Source organism: Fictibacillus nanhaiensis (genome assembly GCF_023715445.1).
Classification (GTDB): Bacteria; Bacillota; Bacilli; order Bacillales; family Fictibacillaceae; genus Fictibacillus; species Fictibacillus nanhaiensis_D.
The window spans coordinates 1-21,875 of record NZ_JAMBOD010000020.1; the positions used below are offsets into that span (position 1 = coordinate 1).

The window sequence follows — 21,875 nt, forward strand, 5'->3', positions numbered from 1 at the left end:
TTGTTGGTTTATAGTAGAATTATTCAAAAGACAAAGTCTCCTCTCAAAGGTTCTGGACAAACCGAGAGTACTTTGTCTTTTTCTTTTTGTCTACTGCAAAGGCTTACACATACTTTTATACATCATCCTGCAATCTAACGAAAATTTCAATATACTCGCGATTCGACATTCCCGACACTCCACCAAGTCCCTCTCATCCACAAAAAAAAGCTGATACAAAAGGGCACTTCACCCTCTTCTATCAGCTTTTAACCTTATTTAATTCTTTTTCTGCATCATCGTTAATGCATGTGCAGCTAGATAATACCCTTCACTGCCCTGTAACTTTTTATCATTTTTCAGACGTTTTTGCAGCGTTTCATCAATAAATCCTTTTTCAATCGCTACATCCCAAGCATCTTCATTGGATACCACTGTGTTGTTGAGTACCAGAATCATTTGAGCTGCTTTATTTCGAGTTAGAATATCTGTTTCTTCCCCAATCAACTCGTTCATTTCTTTCGTTCTAAATTCTTGTGTTTGGTCCGACAGCATATGTTTCACACCGTTACTCATTAATTTCCCGAAAGCACCTTCACTAATTGGTTTTTTTACAGGGAATTCGTTTTTATATCCCCCGAAAATCAGACCGTAGTTGATGAGCGGTTTAATTTCATTATAGAACCACTCGCCTTTATAAGGAAAATCAACATTAAACGGATAGATGTTTGCGCCTTGATCTTTTAAGGTAGTTTGTAATTCTTTGATTAACTCTTTATCCTGAGACATCTTTCTAAAAGTAACCGCATTTTCAATGGAAAGGGCTGATGCTGCACCAGCTGCATCACCTAGCGTCATCCCAACTGGTACAACACGTGCACTCCCTGCCGCAATCGAGCTGTAACCAGCTGCCTTACTCGCAATAAGAAGATTATCCGTCTTCAGCGGCACTAAAGAACGGAACGGAATAGCATATTGTTCTGGTGCGGAAACAACAAATCCATAATCAGCCGGAGAAGTTGCTTGAACATCTACAGGATAAGCTCCAAACCCGATTGAATCCCAGTGATCATTATTTTCCCATACATCTGTCATTGGTAATTGATATTCAGCCAGAACATGGCGTGTTTCCCTTACATACAATTCTTCGGGGAAGCTTGCAATTTCTGCATTCTCAAAACCCGGGAAGTTCTTTTGTAGATATTTTAAGATATGTCTTGTTTCTTCTTTACCCATTTCGATTGCTCTTTCCTTATCGCTATCAAGCAACCCATTAATACCAAAGATCTGCAAAGCATTAATATATAACGTCCCGTCTTCTTGACGGACTACATTTAACCCTCTTAAACGCATCATCGGATCATTCGCTTTATACACACGGTGGAATTTTCCGTAGCCCCAAGCTACATTCCCATGAACCTCACCACCGCCAAAAACGCCATCCTTGGATGCCTGTGTGAATTTCGCCCAATCTACACCTTTAAAGTGCATAACAAGGGTAACCGCCATTTTCCGATCTTCTAAGCCGATATCAGCTCCACCTTTAAAGTACGGTGTGCCTGATTTTACTGCTAGATCTGCATCTTGAGTAGCATCAACAAAGCGTTTTGCTGAAACCGTTTTTTGCTTGCCATCTTCTGTTGTAAAAGTGATGCCTGTGAGTGTATTTCCGTCCATTACCGCATCATTTAATTTTGTATTTAATGAAAGAGTTAAGTTCTTTTCATCTTGCACCATTTTCATAAATGCAACTTTTGCAACATCGATATCAAAACCGATTTTTTTATCAACCAACTTGAACCATTCTAAAAATGTCCCCTGGTTTGCCCAGTTGCCGTTAATATCATGACTTACATCAAGAAAATTTAAAGCGCCATATGTAAACAAACCACCTAAACCGTCTCGGTGTTCGATCAATAATGTTTTTGAACCGTTTCTTGCTGCTGAAACCGCTGCAGCCACCCCTTCAGGCTCACCGCCAACAACAATAACATCGTACTCTTCCTGAATTGCCGGCGTTTCGTATGGCTCTACATCCAGTTTTACTTCTGAAGAAGTACCTGTAGTCGCAATCGATTCAGGATACGGATAAATCTTTTTTATAAAAATAAATGCCAGTACCAGTACGATCAGCAATCCACCTGATACTGCCCATCTCATCCAACCTTTATTTTTCATCCCCACAACATCCTTTGTAACTAAAATTTAACATAAAATTAGTATATCAGACAAAAATTACCCAGTATATAACTAATTTTGTCGTTTTTTAGCGAATACCCTTTACAAAACATATACCGTTTCTTTACAAATTAAAGACCTGATGGTTATAATTTGTTAAACAAACGTTTAAAAACGGGGGTGCTGTTTTGCAACAACGAAAAGCATTTTTTGGAACTATTTTCTTTATATTTACAATTTCGATGGCTTTAAAAGCTGTTTTTGTTCGATATATATTATTTCAGAATAATAATTTATTGGATACTATTACTCTTGAACTTAGCTATATCCTTCTTTTCGCATGCTTAATTGAGTACATAGCGACCAATAAACTGAAATTCCCGCTTTATCTCCTATTAAACATACTGCTCTCAACACTGTTTTTTGGGATTGCTGTTTATCATTCTTACTTCGGCAACATTCCCACCTATTATGCCCTAATGCAAGCCGGACAAGTAGGAGCTGTAAAAGACAGTGTGACACAGCTGATTCAGCCTGAGTATTTCCTTTTGTACTTAGATTTTATTTTGATGATTGGGATACTTTTAACAAGAAAGATACCCTTACGTTCTAATTTTAAACTTTCAAAAGTTAAAGTGATCTCACCATTATTGGTACTATCTTTTGCAGTATGTCTTGCAAATTTGTTTCTTCATAAAGATGAGATCATCACAAATTCTGCATTGGCTGCAGAAACAAAAGGGATCTTCAATTACGAAGCGCTGCAAGCGTATTACGGACCAAACGGCGGTCTTCCGCAGGCCTCAGCTCTTTCAGATAAAGAGTTGAAAAATGAAGAAACCATTCAAGATAAGATAAACGAAATAAAAGGAATCAAGGAAATCCCGGATTCGAAACGCAACTATTTTGGCGCTGCAAAAGGGCGAAATCTGATACTGATTCAGTTCGAATCCATGCAAGACTTCCCGATCGGCTTGAAGATCGATGGGAAAGAAGTTACGCCAAATATGAACAAGCTGATACAGAACAGTTTTTATTTTAATAACCTTTATCAGCAAACGGGTGCCGGAAATACGTCGGATGCTGAGTTCATTGCCAACACCTCTCTCTACCCAGCTGGGATGGTTGCGACGTCTACTTTCTTTGAAAAGAAAGCTTTTCCAAGCATGCCGAAGCTTCTGAAAAAGGAAGGCTACGAATCCTTCACACTTCATGCGGATAAAGTTGATTTCTGGAATCGAGTTGAGCTTTATCCTTCACTTGGTTTTGACAAGTATTACGCGCTGGAGTTTTTTGGAAAAGAAGATCTTATCGGGCTTGGTCCATCGGATGAAGTGCTGATTAATAAAGGAATGCCGTTATTAACAGGTTTGCACGAGAAAAATAAACCATTTTACGCCCATTTCGTTTCGATGACAAGCCACCACCCATATGTGATCCCTGCGGATAAAGATGTATTTGATCTGCCGGAAAGATACAAGAATTCAATTGTCGGCAAATATATTCAAGCAATAAGTTATAACGATATGGTTTTAGGTAAGTTTATTGAACAGCTAAAGGCTGAAGGAATATGGGAGAACACCGTACTCGCCTTTTACGGAGACCATATGGGCATGCACCATACGATGTTTAAGGAGAAAGATCCTGAAATTTTAAAAGAACTTCTTGGACATGAATACACGAAGATCGACCGCTTCAATGTACCATTTGTTATTACTGCACCAGGAATTACAGATCAGGGAATGACTTCTGATCAGCTAGCCGGTCAGCTTGACATGATGCCAACGCTCGCGAATTTGCTCGGCGTTTCATTGAAAGACTATGTTCACTTTGGCCAGGACCTTTTGAATCATAAGGAAAACTTGATCGGAATGCGATATTATATGCCTGCCGGTTCGTTCTTTAATGGAGAAATTGTCTTTACGCCTGAAAAATCATTTGATGACGGAGAAGCATTGACACTTGAAACAGCTACCAAGGTGCCACATGCTCCGTATAAAAAGGATTACGATCGAATTCTACAGTTATTAGGCCTATCGGATGCCTATTTAAAGTCACTGCCGGAGAAATAAGATATTGAGATAGTGTACATTTACACAAATAGAAGGATATGTTCTATAACGAAGCTCTGCAAAAATCCGTTTGCAGAGCCCTTTTTATTTAATCTCACAGCTTTTGTGGTTATTCTCACGAGAAATCATCTTAAACTCGCGAGATTTTCACTTAATCTCACGAAAATTACGATATTCTCCCGGCTCGACACAAATCCACGATAAATAAACAACCCTGCCAGAACGCCTTCAGCATCCTAACAGGGCCACTCTCCACACTATGATCTAGCAAACAACTCAATCGCCTGTCTAGCTGTATCTTTTGCTTTTGCTGTTAATGGCGCAACAGCACTACGCAGCTTCTCTTTTTCCCGAGGCAATGCCTCCAGATGATGACTTAAAGCTTCAGCCAGCTCTTCGCTCGTCCACTCCCCATCAATATGAGCAAACACCGGCTGGTTCGCTTGCTCGGAGAATGCATCGATCTTCGGGTCATACGACAGTGCGATAAATGGCGTGTTCATGATCCCTGCAAAGATCAACGCGTGAAGTCTCATTGCTAAAAGCATATCGGAAAGTCCAATGATCGATACCTTCTCTTCGATTGAAGCATTATAAGGCGCAACATACGCTTTTTCACTCATCATTGCTAAAATCTCACGGGAAGTATCATCATCATGCTTATCATGCATCGGGATAAACACTACTTCGTTCCCTTTGCGAATAAAATCATCGAGTGCTTCAGCAATCTTTCTTTTAAAATCGTTAGTTGTCGGCCACTCCCGCACAGAAACCGTTAAAACAGGCTTCGTAAAAGCTTGCTGCTCATACCAGTCAGACTTTGCTTCATCCAAATGAAACCCAAGCACAGGATCCGGAACAAGCTCCATCTCATTACGCAGACCGATATCTTTTAACAACTGGATAGATCCTGTATCGCGCAGTGTAATCTTCCCTGCTTTTTTCAGCATCATTCTCGTCAAGAACTGGCTCACTGATTTATCGATCGGCCCCATTCCTTGTGAATAGATAAAGAACGGCTTCCCAGCCATCCGTGCGAGCATCATGATTCCTGTATAATACGGGATACTCTTCATGCCCGTTTTGTCTTGCAGCAAACTTCCACCGCCAGAGATTAATCCATCGGACGTTTTCAACACGGCAAGAACATCTTTCATCTGCCAGCGATTGATGGCATCAACCCCATAAGTTTTCTTTGTATATTCAGGATTGTTAGACAGCACCACGATCTCGATATCTGGCTTCTGTTCCTTCAATGCGGAGATAATCGATAGAAGAATCGCCTCATCCCCAATATTGTTAAATCCGTAATACCCTGATAAAACTACTTTCATTGTATCCACCTTTCACGTACGTACGGGTACAATTTATCCTTTATTGCTTTATAAACGGCAATCATGACAAGCCCAATCACTAATCCGATGACAAGACCGTAAACGGAACGCAGAACGGACAACATGAGTGGAATATGCAGGTGTGTAAAAGTATTCATCATGGATGCAAATCCGATCACACCAATTACTAAAAAAGCACTTGCGATTCCTGCGTATCTGCGGAATAAGTATAGTCCAAACACAAAGAATGGGAAACCGATCAAGAATTCTTTTGTACGCGGACGAACAAACATAAGCTGTTCTAGCTTGCTTCTGAACACCAGCTCCAATGTGGTCGCTGTCCCCTGGTTCCCTGATCTGCTTAAATAGTACGCTCCGATTACAGCTACGATTCCGAAAATGATTACGTGTGAATAACGGATCGGACTATTGATGTAGCCTACAAACTTCCGTAGTGAAGAAGCGTGATTAATTTGAATAGCGAATACGATCACTGTTACTAAAATCGGTAATGCCAACAGAACTTTAATACCTCTGAATTCCTCAAGCTTATAAAGGTAAGGATCTCCGTAAAGCAAGGTGGAGATGAACCAGGCACCCATAAAAATGATAGCCGCTGAAATGAGATAGTTTAGAAAGAGTTTATTTAAATTCTTAACATGTCTAACGCGCAAGACTGCCCAGATTGGTCCAGCAACTGCAACAAGCAGGGCAAACCCTTTTAGCAGCATGCTAATTCCTGAAAACAGATAGGCTGCCGATATTACTAGACCACCTATTAAGGCAAGCATCGTAAGTTTCTTATGAACAGATGCTGCAGCAAAGGCCATATAAATTGAGCCACCCAAGAAAGCGAAAAGCTGCAAGAACTTAAATTCTTTCATGTCTTTAAACGGCTGGGCTTCACCGATACTGAAATATCCAGGCGCCTCGGCATGAAACTCTTTGATCTCTTTTGTCAATTGATTCAATGCATCTTCGGCTGTTTTGTCTTCCTCACGATCCACTTTCACTAGAAACGTACGAATATTACGTTCCTTTAAACCACGTGCAAGTTTTTCAGATGTTTCATCGAATCTTGTATCTTTGTGACTATACAACCGTTCAACGTCATAATCCATCGCTTTCGCAAAAGTTTGTATACCCTTTTGCTCCGTGCCTTCAATGGTAACCACATCATAGTCATTGGCTTTTAATTGTTTGGCGTACTGTATCATTTTGTCTTTGCCGGCTCCGTCATAACCTACGACTTCTTTTCCGATAAAAAGGACTTTGTCTACTTCATTCTTCGGAAACTTCAATAACTGCCGAACAAGCTGATCATTATGGGAATGTCCTTCTTTCTCATCTGAAGAATATTCATTACTGATGCGTGGTACTACCTGAAAACCATTTGAAACTATCTCCTGGTATGCATCTGTATTAAAATAGCCTAATGATTTATCCTCAATTTTGGGATCATCCGAAGATTTTCCTTCAATAAAATAAAACTTTTGGCCGTTTGCCGTAAATGATGAAATCTTATCTTTAAATGCACGTTGTAAATGAGGTTCCGATCTATGACCTTCTTTAAGGTAGCTTACGAATATTCCATCATTCGTTGGAATTTTTACTGAATCTAAATTGTTGGTTAATGCAAAATAGTTTTGCATATCACTTTTTTTCAGGACAGCAACAATACCTTGCGTCTCTAAGGATCTTAAGTTCTCAGGCTCAAGGGTGATCGCATGAACTTGTGCTTCCTTCAGACCTTCATAAATCTTAGATTCAGATATATCTTCTCTTTTTAATTCTTCAAGGTCCGTATACGGAACCATCACTTCATATGTATTATTTGCTGACTCGGTTTGAACACGTTCATAGATCATGGGGCTTGTGAGCAGCAAGGATACAATCATTAGGCCGAATAATACTTTTTTCAACAAAGAACATTCCTTTCACAGGTCGTGGTGATTTTATTTTACCTTAATATCGGCATTCTTATAAAGCAGGGAGATGAACGCCATAAAATAAAGGACACCAGCTAACTGATGTCCTTCTTCATTTTTATTTTCCGACTCTCGGATTCGTTTTAAGTCCGTAAAAAATCTTTCTTAAAAATTTATTAACAGGCGCGTGATCTTTTCCGACCAATCCGATTCGTTCAGCGATAAACTGAGTGATCAGCAACAGAACGGAAAGGATTAACAATGAACCCCAAAGTGTTGTTAAGTTGAACAGTATTGCTGCGAGTCCGAACAAGGCACTCATCGCGTAAATCACAAGTACCGTCTGTCGGTGAGACATTCCACTGTTTAATAAGCAGTGGTGTAAATGTGATTTATCTGGTGCAGATAATGGTTTTTTATTTAAGAATCTGCGAATGATCGCAAACAATGTGTCTGAGATCGGAACGCCAAGAATGATAATTGGTACAACGAGTGAGAATAATGTAATGTTCTTAAATCCTAACAGAGAAAGAACAGCAATCATGTATCCTAAGAATAGCGCTCCAGTGTCTCCCATAAAAATCTTCGCTGGATGCCAGTTGTAAACCAAAAATCCGAGTGTGCTTCCCAGTAAGATGATTCCAAGAGCAGCAACTAGAACATTGCCGTTGTAAATCGCCATTCCTGAAATCGTGATTAAAACGGTCGATGATACACCAGCGGCAAGACCGTCAAGTCCATCAATCAAGTTGATGGCGTTCGTAATTCCGATAATCCATAACAGTGTTAAAGGAATCCCAAGGAACCCAAGACTTAACCGATAATCAAATGGCAAGTTGATGAAATGAACTTCTACTCCGCCGTAGATTACGATTCCGGCAGCAATGACTTGCCCTAACAGTTTCACTTTTGGGGAAAGCTCGAAAATATCATCAAAAACACCTGTGATGATAATAACGAGTGCTCCGAGTACAATCGGAACCGTATATTGGCTCGCTGGCTGTACAATTAGAACTCCTATTATGAAACTGATAAATATGGCTAAACCGCCTAGACGCGGCATGATTTTTTGATGAACTTTTCTCTGGTTGGGCTTATCCGTTGCACCAACGAAAAAGGCGAACCTTTTCACGACCGGTGTCAAAAGAACCGACGCAATGAAACATATTAACAATGCCCAGTAAGTCATAGTTACACTCCCCAATTGGCGTGATTATTATTGTTTGTAAAACGCATTTTATTATTGAGTTTGATTTCGACAAAAATCAACTTTTAATTTTATACACAGAGAAAATTATAGCACAGATAAATCTGATTTTGTGTGAGAAATTCGTTAACAATTTATTAAAAAAATGAAAGCGTTTTTCTGCTATATTTAGTTTCCTCTAAAGACTTACGCATTATTTTTTGAAACCCTGCCAAATCGAACCAATTTCTTCCCGATAAACGGTAAAGATTGTAATTCTTCTACTGTCATTCCCTTTGTCAGTAAAATGAAAACCGCAAAAAGCGCACCGCCGATTATTATCGCAACACCTGCATACAATAAGCTTGCAAGACGCCCGGTAAGATCGAGCAACAATGTTGGATAACCGATAGCAATTCCCATAATCAAACTTCCGATCGTAAAGGTTAATATCGAACGGTTTACTAGAGGTAATTTAAACGTTTGTTTAATAACAAGCGCATTTGCTACCGTAATGACGATGTAAATGATTAAAGTAGCAAGGGCTGCACCTAACAGTCCGTATTGAGAGATCAGCATAAAGTTTAGTAGTGCCTTTCCAATTGCAGCTGCCACAATAATGACCGCTGCTGCTGTCGGACGGTTAATCCCTTGAAGAATTCCTGTACCTAAGACAGCTAGTGATGTGAACACTGAACTAAAGCTCACGATTGCAACAACCAAACTTCCCTCATCATTTGTAAAAAGCGCAATATTTAAAGGAAGTGTTAAAGCAGCAATCCCTACTGCTGCAGGCCATGAGAATAAATGCGTCAAGTTAAACGAGCGTTTAATTACTCTATTCGCATCCTCCATCTCGTTTTTGGCTATTTTCCCCGTAATTAATGGGATTAACGGCAAAACAATTGAAGTTGAGAATACAGTGGCAATCTGGACAAGCGATGTGCCACGTGCATAAATACCGTTTAAGTAAAAGGTTTCTTTCGCTGTATGCCCTGCCATTTTTAGCGCTGAAGGAATGGTCAATGAATCAACAACATTCAACAATGCCATCGTCAAAGCACCTACACAAATCGGCAGAGAAAGCTTTAATATGTGTTTACTCGACGATTTAAACGCCTCTATTGTATATGGACGATTCGAGCCCGGTTTTAGTTTCGATTTTTGAAAAAGAATTCGTAAAAAAATTAAAGAAATAAGTGCTGCAATTGCTGAACCAGCCATCGTACCTGCAGCAATGGTTTCGTTGTTAGCTTGAATCGAAACAAAATAATAAGCTGCAACAATTACGAGTGCCACCCGAATAAACTGCTCAATCACTTGTGAATAAGCAGTTGGCTTCATATCCTCGTAACCTTGGAAAAACCCGCGGTAAACGGCCATGTAAGGGGCGATTAAAAGTGTAATGGACACAACAATAAGTGAGCTTCTTGTTTCTTGTCCGCCTAGGATTTCTGCGATCTGATAGGAAAATCCATATAAAAAGCTAAAAGAGAGAATACCGAATATGATCGCTAAGATCCCGGCAGTGTTAAAAATGTTCCGGATTTCAGTATCCTCGCCTTTTGCTCGAGCTTCTGAAATTAATTTTGAAATCGCAATCGGAATTCCGGCAACTGATAAGATAAGTGCTGTCATGTAAACCGGGTATACGAGACTGAAAATCCCAAGAACATCGTCTCCTGCGATATTTTGCAACGGAATACGGAAAACAGAACCTAAAAACTTAGATAAAAAGGTCGCTATCGTTAAGATGAGTGCTCCCCTGATGAACGTATTTTTACTCATGCTTGCCCGTCACCTTTTGCTGGATAACTTTTAATGCAAAATGCGGCAGACTAAGCTGGCGTTTCCAACGGGATGGCTGTTTCAATAAACGATAAGCCCACTCCAAGTTCATTTTTTGCCATACTTTTGGTGCACGCTGAACCGCTCCAGCAAGTACATCGAATGATCCGCCGATTCCCATGAACACTCCTTTTTCAAACTTATCCATATTCTGTCCGATCCAAAGCTCCTGTCTAGGCACCCCTAATGCGGTAAAAATAAGATCAGGCTTCGTACGTTGAATCTCGTTTGGAATATGATCATCTTTCCAATCAAAGAATCCATGGTGAGCCCCTGCTATCTTCACGTTAGGATATTGTTTCATGATTTCTGCTACTGTTTTTTGAAGCACTTCATCTTGGGCACCCAGCAGGTAGACACTGTAGCCTTTTTCGTTCGCAATCTGCAGGAGTCCTGTGAACGTTTCAAAACCTGTTACACGTTCAGGAAGCGGTTTTCCTAAGAGACCTGCTGCCTTTACAACACCAATTCCATCAGCTGTTACATAGTTCGCTTTTTCAACTACTGCGCGATAATTTGCATCCTCTCGAACCTTCATCACGATCTCAGGATTAGCTGTTACAACAAACGTCTTTTCTTCTCTTTCAAGATGTCCGCTTAATGTATTTAAGAAGTCTTTTAATGTTGAATTTACGAAATCTACACCTAAAATTCGAACTGTATTTTTCAATGAATGTCACCACTTTTTCCTTAATTAACTTTTGCAGTTTAGCAAAGTTTACCTATTTTAAGTAAAACACTAATAAATATATCATAAAAAGGTATGAAACTATATGTTTCACCTTATATTAGGTCGTCTTCCATATTAGTTTTTGAGGGAGGTGGTTGAATTATCCAGTATTTCTTTTAATGATGTACAGTTTTGGAAGCAAAACTGCTCCTTTATGGAGTTAATTTAAGCATGGGACTTTTAATCTCACGAAAATCACGAATCACGGATAATCTCACAAATTAGTGCCGTATTCTCACGAGTTATTTACATAATCTCACAGAAATTCACCACATACTCGCGAGTCGACAACCCACGACAACGCTCGACAACCCCACACCCCGTAAAACACAACAAAAAAAAGCCCGACCAGCGGGAACAACCTCATTCCCTTCAGTCAAGCACAAAAAATTTTATTCAGCCAACTCCAATATTTCCATGTTCTTTGTCCCATATGCCGCTGGACCACCATGGCTATAGATATACGCTTTTGGATAATCTGCACCATTGAGGTTCTTAGGGACAACTTCAAGCCAAGTCCCTTCCTTTTCCGTCTGAACCGTATCCAGTACTAAAACTGGCGTACCTGTTTTCGTTAACTCATATAAAAGGTTGTTAGCTACGGATGGCGTGCTCCGGACTTTCGTTGTAAAGCCTTTTACAAGTGTAACGGCAATATCGTATTTGTTGCGTTCTTTGCCGCCTAATTCTTCATCGATTTGGTTCATAAAGCCTGCAATCTTTTGGCCCCAATACGGATCTGTGGCATAAAATACGTTCATTCCCAGATCCTTGTTTCCTAAAAATGCGCCGTTGTATCGGTAAGAAGATTCAAGAAAATAATTATCTTCCTTCTTTTTTATTAGGTTGTACACCAACGAATCCAAGCACGCATCATATGAGTCGAACGTAGTCAATCCGTCCGTTCCATCTTGTGCACCAATTCCGAAAAGATTTTTTCTTGCAATCGCCTTTTCATTCGTACCCCACTTGCTTTCGTGGATGGCGTGCGCCAATAGATACATCGCGTTGATGTTATGTTCCTTCTCAATGGCTTTAAATTTTTCGCCCATTGTCTCAAGAACCGACGTTCCGATTCCATCCGGTTTATGCTCCTTCACAAACTGATTCAGTTCTTCAGCTGTGTAAGAAGTTTTTGTATATAGCGGCATCATATTAAAATACTGATAAGCCGTATATGTTTTCCCATCTGCCTTGCTCGTGTACAAACTGCCATTATCGCTGTAGTACTCGCCATCAGGCATGTCGGAATCACTCTTGCCATACTTATACGGTGCATAATAGCTATTTGTACGGGAGTTAAAGGTATGGTGATACAAATACTCACCTTCCACTTCATAATAGCTCTGCCCTTTTATCTGAACTTCTGGAATCAAATGCGCCTTTTCCATTTTGATAAAACCGGTTTTTGTTCCGAATTTCACTTTTACAACATTTTCGTCAGATTCGATGTACTCAGCCGCAGTACCGCTCTCCAAACCGATCAGATTGTACCCTGCTTGATCATCAATATCGACCATTGCGGAAAGGGAGCTGTTCGTCACCTGCCCCTTCTTCATGTAAACAATTTTGTCATCTTTCAATACAACATCGTTTGCACCCGTTGCCGCTGCCTTAGCATCAGCAAAACTCGGATACTCCTTGCCTTTTACCGTCTGGTCAGGAGTCGCTGTACCGACAAAAAATTTCGGCTCAGCTGGCTCTTCATGTTTCTTCAACACATCCAGCATGCGAACCAAAAAGGCTGCTGTCATGCCGCGAGTTGATTTCCCTTTTGGATCAAGAAAATTGTTGTACCCGTTTAAGATTCCTGCGCCTGTCATTTGAGCGATCGGCACCTTCGCATAATCACTTACCTTGTTTACATCCTTATATGTAGAGATATCTTTTTGAGGTAAGGTGATTCCCTTATATTCAAAGGCTTTACTGATCATTTTCGCGATTTCCTCACGAGTTACTGTTCCGTTCGGATCAAACGTCCCATCCGTTCTCCCGTTAACGATCCCCAATTGGGCAGCTTGCTGAACCTCTACATAAAACCAATCCTTCACTTTAACATCCGAGAAATTTTTAGGAGCATCCACCTTTAGATCTTCTTCACCAAGAGTACGGATCATAAACGTCGCGAACTGTGCACGTGTCACATTCTCTTTTGGCATGTAATCGATACGACCGTTCACTTCCACTCCCTTTAAAATTCCCAACTCGATCAGTCTTCTCATTTCATCTCTAAATTGTTCATTGTCCAACCCATCATTTGCAGCTGCAGTTTGCATTCCCAAGCTAAAAAGGAGTAAAAACGGTAATACAAACAAAAACAAAAACTTTTTCAAGATTTCCCCTCCAAAATAATTTTTTCCCACTTTCCCTCTACCATTCTATCAAACGAAAGACAAAGTTTGCCAGTTTAATCATGATATTTTCCTAGACAAAAGAAAAAGGCTATTGAAATCAAGGTTCAATAGCCTGCTACTAAAATATTATTCTGCTAAAGGTAAAACTCTCATGTTCGTACCATATTGTGAATATCCATCGCTGTACACGTATGCCTTAGGATAATTAGCTCCGTTCAGATTTTCAGGTGCAATCTGGAACCAGTTCCCTTCGTTTGTACGTGACTGAACTTCCGCTAAGACGAGTACTGGAGTACCTACCTTTGTTATAGGATAAAGCTTGTTAGTAGATGTAGTTGCTGTTGTATCGCTTCTTACATTTGTACCAGCAAATAACGTTACAGCAATTTGATACTTGTTTCGCTCAAGTCCGCCGTAATATTTGTCCATTTTATACATGAAACCGGCAATCTTTTGTCCCCAGTAAGGATCAGAAGCATAACGAACGTTCATACCAAGTTCTTTGTTTCCAAGAACCTCTCCATTCGCTTTCCAGCTTTCCACAAAATACCCGGAATTAGGTTTAATTAAGTATTCAGTGACTAACTCTTCCAGACATGCTTCGTAAGTCGGGAAAGATGCGCCACTTTCATAAGCATCACCATCATACGCCTTCAAACCAAATAAGTTCTTTTTATCCTTTGCTAGTGCACTTGTTCCCCAAGCACTTTCATGAATTGCATGGGCTAGCAAGTACATCGCATTGACGTTGTACTTCGCTTCCACATTTTTAAGCGCCTGTCCCATCGTCTCAAGAGGAGTGCTGCCTACTGTAGAAGGCTTATTATTTTTTACAAAATTGTTTAACTGTTCTGCTGTATAACTCGTTTTCGTATAGAGCGGCATCACATTGAAGTACTGGTACTTGTCATAGACAGCACCTGTTGAAACGGATTTAAACGTATGTCCGTCAGCACTTTTGTAAGTTCCGTTCGGCATGTTTCCACTGCTGCCGTATTCATAAACTCCATACGCATTTGTATTCACGTTGTAAACATAATGGCTTAGCTTTCCGTTTTCAACTTTGTAATAAGAGTAGCCCTTCAAAGTAACAGTTGGATGCAACGTAGCCTCGCTCATTTTAAAGTATCCAACGGTGTTGCTAAACTTAACTTTTACCCATGTTTCACCTGCATCTAAGAATTCCGTTTCTGTTCCTGCGACCAAGTTGAAATGATGTGCACTAAATGCTGAACTCGTAAAGAGCGTTGAAGCCAGTGGAGCTTTCTGTGCAGGCGATACTACCCCGCTCTTCATGTAAACGATCTTTTCATCTTTTAAAACAACATGGTTGCTTTGTGTTGCTGCTGCTTTTGCTTGATCGTATGTTTCGTATTCTTTTACTTTTGTTGTTGCATCCGCTGTTACGGTTGCCAAATAAAAGTTTGGAACTGGCGGTGGCGGAGGACTTTTCATCGTGTTCAACATACGCACCAAGAACGCACTCGCCGTTCCTCTTGTCGCTTTTTCTTGAGGACGGAACGTATTGTCCGTGTTTCCAAGAATGATTTTTGCATAAACCATGCGTTTAACAGATGTTACAGCCCATTCTTGGATTTTATCCTTATCTGTAAACTTCAACTCTGCTTCTGGCAGATTGATGCCTTTATATTGTAAAGCTCGGTCAATCATCGTTGCCATAGCTTCCCGTGTAATATGGTCATTTGGTAAAAACTTGCCGTCTGGCGTCCCAGTAACGATATTCATTTCAACAGCCTGCTGAACAGCTTTTTGATACCAAACGCCTTCTTTTACGTCAGAAAAAGACTTAGGGTTGATGACTTCCAAATTTTCAGCCTCTAAAACTCGTACAAGCAACACCGCAAACTCTGCGCGTGTTACATTGCGGTCTGGTGAATAGTAAGTCTGTCCATCGATGACTTCACCTTTCAGATGACCCAGTTCAATAAGCTTTCTCATTTCCGCCTCGAAAGGATGGCCCGTAATATCGTCAGCAGCACTGATGGAGTTTGTGCTAAACAATAAGACGAAAGGCAACAAGAACAGCACCAACCATTTTTTCACAATAATTCCCCCTAAATTGTAAAGATTACTAAGTTTCCCACATCCTCTATTAATCTACCAATATTCTACATAATTTTCTAGCATCTTTTAGACTATCTTTTTTTATACAATTATTCTAAAAAAAAGAAACCTGCCATATATAGGTAGGTTTCAAAGAAAAAATAGTTTTATTTGTTATATTGATATTCAAGTTCTTCAGAGGAATATAATTTCCAGCGTTGACCTTCTAAACGCAGGTAAACATAACCTGATGCGTCTTTTTCGAATTCAATTGTTTCTCCATCTTCCGTTATCACCATGTCATAAACGGCATCCGACAGTTCAATCTTTACGAGGCGTGTGTTCACTTCAGCATCCTCATAGTTAATATGAATATCTCCTGTTAGCGTACCGTGCATTTCCACTTCACCTGTTTCGAACAATTCCTCGATAACAAGGTGGCTAAAGGAATGAGCAAATCCCATCTGTCTTACGTCAACGAGTTCTTTTAAAGAATCATAGTCTTTTCCGTTAACAGATTCGTTGCCTTTCAGCTCGTTATCCAGAATGACTGTTTCAAGCATTTCTTTTGTCGGAAGATTAGCTGTTTCCTTTTTTAAAGCTCGGAAAATCATAACAACGGATTGAGCACGAGTCCCAAATTCATTTGGCGAGATCTTGTCAGCAGTCATACCCGTTATAATATCAACGCCATTTACCGTACGAAGTTCATCATACGCCCAGTGACTTTTCTTTAAATCTTTGTAGTCTCTTGGTTTACCATTCTCGAATTCTATCGTTTTCTCGAAAGCACGAACAAGCATTGCTGCCATCTCTGCACGTGTAACCTTTTTATTAGGCTCAAATGTTGTAGCAGTAGTTCCGTTAACTACACCATTTTGATAAGCGATCTGGATATTCGTTTTTCCCCAGTATTTGCTGATATCTTTAAAAGGTACTGTTTTATTCTTTGGCTGCAATTCCAATGCGCGTACAATAAACGAAACGAATTCGCCACGAGTGATAGGATTATCCGGATTCAGGTACAGGTTGTCGATATAGATCCCATCTCCAAGATGTTCTTCCATGATCGTTCCCTTCACGATATCTGCATACAGCATTTCGCGCATGATATCCTCCGACCAGTGACCATCAATATCCATTGGCTCATAATATGTATACGTATCCTTATATTCAGCCGCGTTTACAGATGGACCAGCGAACGGTGTTGCCAATAGGGACAACGCCAATAATGAACTAGCAAGTTTCTTCTTCAAATCTCTTTTCCTCCTATTTTTTACATTACTAGAAAAATAATAATTATTTTCCAACAATTAATATTACTATATTTAGGAGGAAATGTTAAGTACTTATATTTTTAAAATAATATTCCAGTATATCCTATGGGACGATGTTCTTCACAAAAGGTATTTTCTGCAGCACAACGACTGCCAAATAGCTTGATAAGGTAACGACAATAAACGTTACAGGAATGCCGAACAACACGTGGATCGTTCTGCTATGCAAAGCAAAACCAAAGAGTTCCTGAAAAAAACCAGATTTATAGAATGCTAAAAAGACAGGATGGATCAAAAAGATTCCGAAACTTGCTGCAGCAAATGATCGCAAAAATGGCATATTATAGGTAAACGAATGTTTAAATAAAACGAAAACGGCCGCTGACACCAGCACGGTATTCGGCGCCAAATAGTCGAGCCAGAAAATATCGAGTGAACCTTTGGAGGATGTCGCCAAATACGTTCCAAAGATCGTAACAAGCATCCCTACAACTCCGCCCGCATAGATGAGCAGCGTCAACTTTTTACTCAATGTATGTTTAGCAAGGAGGTAGCCTAACAGGAAGTAGCCTGTGAAACCCCAGAACATCCCCAGCTTCAACCCGATTTCCATGGACGTGAAATAAAAGAGTACATTTTCGAAGCACATAAAAAACCAGATCGCGACAAAGTAGATTAACAGTTTCGTTTGATGCGCAAAGGCGCGAAATAAAGGTGTGGCAAAATAAATGCCAATAATCATGTACAAAAACCATAAATGGTAAAAAGCATCTCCTATATAAATATTCTTGATCGCTGTAACAAGCGAGAACGACTCAAGGTTCGTCCTTACTGCAAACAATTCATAGAAGAAAGTCCAGAAAAGGAACGGAATGATCATCTTAGAAGCTCTCTTTTTAAAAAATGCAGAAAGCGGTTCTTCTTTACCGAGCAGCAATGCCCCGCTCACCATCACAAATACAGGCACACTCCATCGGGCGAAACTATCAATCGTATTGGCGAGCCACCACGTTTTTGATATGTCCACTACCATTAGATTACCCACAACATGAATCATAACTACGGCCATGATAGCCAATGATCGAAGAGCATCTGCGTATTGAATCAATGTATTCCCTGCTTTCTTTTAATTATGAAATTTTTCATGAATTCGTCTTAATCATACAAATTGGTTTGGTATATGACAATATTTTCTTTGCTAACAGCAGATTATTTAACCATTTTTGACAAAATCATTCTATTTTTGGATATTTTTATAAATCCTTATGATATACTAGTTTCAGTATTTGATAAGGAGAGAGTAAGATGTTGACCTACTTGAAAAACATCATAGATGAACAGCATAGAACGTTGAAGAAATATACCAAAATGGTGGACCAAATCAACGAACTAGAAACTATTTTTGAAAAATATACAGATGAAGAACTGCGGGCAAAAACGATTTACTATAAAGAGCAACTTGCAGAAGGAAAAACAATAGATGACATAAAACTAGAGGCTTTTGCTGTTGTACGTGAAGCTTCCAAACGTGTGCTTGGCATGCGCCACTTTGATGTACAGCTGATCGGCGGACTTGTTTTATTGGAAGGAAATATCGCCGAGATGGCAACGGGTGAAGGCAAAACGCTTGTCGCTTCCCTTCCATCTTATGTGCGTGCGCTAGAAGGAAAAGGTGTTCATGTCATCACGGTAAACGAATACTTAGCTCGCCGTGACAGTGAATTTATCGGCCAGATCCACTCCTTTTTAGGACTGACTGTAGGATTGAACGTACCGCAGATCTCGCCAGAAGACAAAGCAAATGCTTATAAAGCGGATATTACATATGGTGTTGGTAACGAATTTGGTTTTGATTATTTGCGTGACAACATGGTGCAGCACCCTTCGCAAAAGGTTCAACGCCCCTATCATTTTGCTATTTTGGACGAAGCAGACAGCGTTTTAATTGATGAAGCGCGAACTCCGTTGATCGTAGCTGGAAAGACACAAGTGAGCCAGGAACTTCACTATGTTTGTGCACAGCTTGTAAAGCGTTTTAAGGAAGACGAGCATTATCTGTATGACCCTGAAACAAAATCCGTTAGCTTAACAGATGCGGGGATCGACCGCATCGAGGCTTGCTTTGGTGTTGGAAACCTGTATGAACTTGAGCACCAGATGCTTTATCATTACGTTCTTCAAGGGTTGCGTGCAGCGATCATGCTGAAACGCGACGTCGATTATATCGTGCGGGACGGAAAAGTTGAGCTCGTTGATCAGTTTACGGGACGTATTTTAGAAGGGCGCAGTTATAGTGACGGTCTTCATCAGGCGATTGAAGCAAAAGAAGGACTTACCGTTACGGAAGAAAATAAAACGCAAGCTTCTATTACGATACAAAACTATTACAGAATGTATCCAATGGTTTCTGGTATGACAGGGACTGCGAAAACAGAGGAAAAAGAATTCCGTGAAGTTTACGGGATGCAAGTCGTTCCGATTCCGCCGAACAAACCGCGTCAGCGTGAAGATATAACGGACCGTGTTTATGCGACACATGCGCATAAGTATGAAGCGATTGCTGAGGAAGTAGCGCGAATTCATGAGATGCAGCAGCCTGTGTTGATCGGAACAACGACGATCGCTCAGTCTGAGGAAGTGGCATCTTACCTAGATAAAAAAGGTTTGAACTACCAGCTTTTGAACGCAAAGAGTGAAGAGCAGGAAGCACAATTGATCAGTCTTGCCGGTCAAAAAGGCCAGATTACAATCGCAACGAATATGGCCGGACGCGGAACAGATATTTTACTTGGTGAAGGCGTAAAGGAACTTGGCGGACTTTATGTATTGGGCACTGAACGTCATGAGAGCCGCCGTATCGATAACCAGCTGAAAGGTCGTTCTGGTCGTCAAGGTGACCCTGGAAGATCTCAATTTTTTGTAAGTATTGAAGATGAGATCGTGAAGCGTTTTGCCCGGGATGAGCTGGAAAAGTTCCAAAAAGGAATGAAGACGGACGGTGCCGGGATGATTCTAAACCAGAATCCGGTTGCGTTTATGGACCGTGTTCAGCGAATCTGTGAAGGGTTCAACTATTCTAGCCGCGAGTATACGCTGAAGTTGGATGATGTGGTGAACCAGCAGCGCACGATAATTTATACATTGCGTGATCAGCTTCTGGAAAAAGCAGAGGTCTTCCCTTATGTAAAAGAGATGGCTGAGGAAGCGGTTGAAAAAGTGTACAACGACCATATCACAGAGGATTTGCTTCCTGAAGAATGGCCGTTGGCTGAACTGCAGAACGGTTTGAAGATGATCTATGGAAATCACATTTTCTTAAAAGATCGTTATCAGGAAGATTATGAACTGCAGGAAGATATTAAGTCACAATTAGCTGTTTACCTGGAGAAACTTGAAGCCTTCATGCAATCCGATGAAAAGACGGCACAATGGCTGAAGAGATTTACAGTTTCAACATTGGACCGTGAATGGGTGAGCCATCTGGAGGCGATGAGCCACTTAAAAGAAGGAATCGGATTGCGCAGCTACGGGCAAGAAAATCCGATGCGCATTTATGAAAAAGAAGGATTGCAGATTTTTATTGGCACTCGCCACAAGATTCATAAAGCAGCGATCCGCCAGCTGACACAGTTAATGAAGGCTTTTGAAACGAAAAAACAAAAAAAGAACCAATAAGGAGGTCCTATCATGCTTTCTCTTTTTAAGAAAAAAAACTTGAACAAAACAGGAGAAGACACGACGGTGTCCTCTGAAGAACTATTGAATGAAGCGGTTGATCAAGGTTCCGAGGACGAGGTGGAGACAAAGCTATTCTACTCCCCTGCCTATGAGCCGGCACAGGAATTGAAGTATGTTTATCAGTTTCTAAACTTGGAGCTTTCCCCTTTAAAGCCGAACCAGATCTCGTTGTCTGGGGTGGATTTGAAACAGGATGAAGCGGAGGGTGCGGTTATCGTTACAGCGTTTGTCCGCAACAGTTTGAGTAAAGCAATTCAGCTGCAGGAGATGCCTTTACTGTTATTAGGGGCGGATGGTGAAAAGCTGGCACGTAAAGTGTTTGACCTTTCCGTTGTGGGAGAAATCCCGGCAAAAAGCAGTGTGCCTTGGCGGTTCAGCTTTGGTTCTGGTGACTTGCTTGTGAATGGCGAGCTTCCTAAAACTGGATGGAAGCTGGCGTTCGAGTTGAAGACACAGAAAAAACATGCTTTGGACCTGGAGGAGAGCTGGGCGAACAGCCTGCCAGAGGAAGACAAGGCGAGGCTGCATCAGCTCGTTGACGGAATGGCGGCACCGAAGCCTGGTGAAGTAAACTTTATGGGTCTTCAGGCTAAGAAGTCTGATGATGGAAACTTGCATGTGACGATGCTGATCCGCAACGGTTCGGATAAAAACATCCAGCTGCAGCAGCTGCCGCTTGAAGTGGTGGATGCTTCTGGTGAGGTTATCGCGAAAGGCGGTTTTGCGCTGAATGACTTTGAAGTGAAGGCAAACACGAGCAAACCGTGGACGTTCATCTTCCCTCGTTCGTTAGTGAAGAAGGAAGAGATCGATCTTTCTGTGTGGAAGGCTTACCCGCCGCAACAGCAGAATTAATCATATATGTAGCTTTTAGAAGCCAATCCTTGAGACTTATTTTGATGAGTTCATTTGAGGGTTGGTTTTTTTGTATGGGGTTGGGGTTTAGGTGTGTTAGCTGGGTGTTGCGGGTTGTTGGTGTGGAGCGGCGTGTCGAGCATTGTCGGCTTGCGAGTATATGTAATAAACTCGTGAGATTAAGGTGAATTTTCGTGAGATTTCAGTAAGCGTCAATTAAATGACACCTTCTTTCTGGATGTTCTTTCATGTGATAATCAAGTCATCTTTTATTCCAGAAGGGGGATATCATATGGATACATCAACTCGATTTTCTACATTTGGGACAGATG

General features: G+C 40.7%; 13 protein-coding genes. 3 read left to right on the plus strand and 10 right to left on the minus strand.

Translation table 11 applies throughout. The annotated features are described in order from the left end of the window. Positions 1-258 precede the first annotated feature (258 nt). A complete protein-coding gene (locus tag M3196_RS21185; RefSeq protein ID WP_251324279.1) occupies positions 259-2,157 on the minus strand; it encodes an FAD-dependent oxidoreductase in 1,899 nt (632 codons plus the stop codon). 188 nt (positions 2,158-2,345) lie between these two features. Between M3196_RS21185 and M3196_RS21190 the strand changes: the two genes are divergently transcribed. Further along, entirely contained in the window at positions 2,346-4,229 is a 1,884-nt protein-coding gene (locus tag M3196_RS21190; protein WP_251324280.1) for an LTA synthase family protein, read from the plus strand. A 257-nt stretch (positions 4,230-4,486) separates the two neighbouring features. Here the strand turns inward: M3196_RS21190 and csaB are convergent, their stop codons facing one another. The 9 genes from csaB to M3196_RS21235 form a co-directional block, all read right to left on the minus strand. Next, positions 4,487-5,563: a polysaccharide pyruvyl transferase CsaB gene (gene csaB, locus M3196_RS21195; protein WP_251324281.1), complete on the minus strand. Its 1,077-nt coding sequence runs from the start codon at positions 5,561-5,563 to the stop codon at positions 4,487-4,489. Further along, the gene (locus tag M3196_RS21200) at positions 5,560-7,485 is read right to left on the minus strand and encodes a DUF5693 family protein (RefSeq protein ID WP_251324282.1); all 1,926 of its coding nucleotides are present in this window, start codon (positions 7,483-7,485) and stop codon (positions 5,560-5,562) included. Before M3196_RS21200 ends, csaB begins: the two co-directional genes overlap by 4 nt. A gap of 124 nt (positions 7,486-7,609) precedes the next feature. Then, positions 7,610-8,680, minus strand: a complete 1,071-nt coding sequence (locus M3196_RS21205) for a glycosyltransferase family 4 protein (RefSeq protein WP_251324283.1) — start codon at positions 8,678-8,680, stop codon at positions 7,610-7,612. Between the two features lie 204 nt (positions 8,681-8,884). Then, positions 8,885-10,465: a putative polysaccharide biosynthesis protein gene (locus M3196_RS21210; protein WP_251324284.1), complete on the minus strand. Its 1,581-nt coding sequence runs from the start codon at positions 10,463-10,465 to the stop codon at positions 8,885-8,887. Continuing rightward, on the minus strand, positions 10,458-11,195 hold the full coding sequence (locus M3196_RS21215; RefSeq protein WP_251324286.1) for a WecB/TagA/CpsF family glycosyltransferase: 738 nt from the start codon (positions 11,193-11,195) through the stop codon (positions 10,458-10,460). Before M3196_RS21215 ends, M3196_RS21210 begins: the two co-directional genes overlap by 8 nt. Positions 11,196-11,647: 452 nt before the next feature. Next, positions 11,648-13,588, minus strand: coding sequence for an S-layer homology domain-containing protein (locus M3196_RS21220; protein WP_251324287.1), 1,941 nt, complete (start codon positions 13,586-13,588; stop codon positions 11,648-11,650). Positions 13,589-13,735: 147 nt separating this feature from the next. Then, a complete protein-coding gene (locus M3196_RS21225; RefSeq protein ID WP_251324288.1) occupies positions 13,736-15,673 on the minus strand; it encodes an S-layer homology domain-containing protein in 1,938 nt (645 codons plus the stop codon). Between the two features lie 167 nt (positions 15,674-15,840). Continuing rightward, complete coding sequence (locus tag M3196_RS21230; RefSeq protein WP_251324289.1) at positions 15,841-16,929, minus strand: S-layer homology domain-containing protein; 1,089 nt, start codon at positions 16,927-16,929, stop codon at positions 15,841-15,843. 124 nt (positions 16,930-17,053) lie between these two features. Continuing rightward, positions 17,054-18,058 carry an acyltransferase gene (locus M3196_RS21235; RefSeq protein WP_251324290.1) on the minus strand — a complete coding sequence of 335 codons (1,005 nt, stop codon included), beginning with the start codon at positions 18,056-18,058 and terminating at the stop codon, positions 17,054-17,056. A 197-nt stretch (positions 18,059-18,255) separates the two neighbouring features. On the opposite strand from M3196_RS21235, the gene secA2 reads away from it, so the two are divergent. Continuing rightward, a complete protein-coding gene (secA2, locus tag M3196_RS21240) occupies positions 18,256-20,625 on the plus strand; it encodes an accessory Sec system translocase SecA2 (protein ID WP_251324291.1) in 2,370 nt (789 codons plus the stop codon). 12 nt (positions 20,626-20,637) lie between these two features. Continuing rightward, positions 20,638-21,543, plus strand: a complete 906-nt coding sequence (locus M3196_RS21245) for an accessory Sec system S-layer assembly protein (RefSeq protein WP_251324292.1) — start codon at positions 20,638-20,640, stop codon at positions 21,541-21,543. The last annotated feature ends 332 nt before the right edge of the window (positions 21,544-21,875 follow it).